The sequence below is a fragment of the Onishia niordana genome, assembly GCF_004798965.1.
GTDB lineage: Bacteria > Pseudomonadota > Gammaproteobacteria > Pseudomonadales > Halomonadaceae > Onishia > Onishia niordana.
The window spans coordinates 1-239 of sequence record NZ_SDSD01000161.1; the positions used below are offsets into that span (position 1 = coordinate 1).

Genomic DNA, 239 nt, shown 5'->3' on the forward strand with positions numbered 1-239 from the left:
TTATCATTCTTTCTGTCATTGGTGGTTTGATTGCTTTCTTTTTCTTCAACCACAAACCAGCAAAGATCTTTATGGGAGATGTGGGAAGCCTTGGTTTAGGAGGTTTTATTGCCATCGTTTCGATTCTTTTACATGTCGAATGGACGCTCCTTTTGATTGGCTTTATCTATATCTCAGAAACCGTTTCTGTTATGATGCAGGTTTCGTACTTTAAAGTAACACATGGTAAACGTATTTTC

Annotated in this window: 1 pseudogene; it reads left to right on the forward strand. The window is 37.2% G+C overall.

Features of this window, described 5'->3' with window-relative positions:
- Window positions 1-239: pseudogene (locus ETC27_RS18345) on the forward strand (phospho-N-acetylmuramoyl-pentapeptide-transferase); the annotation flags it as partial.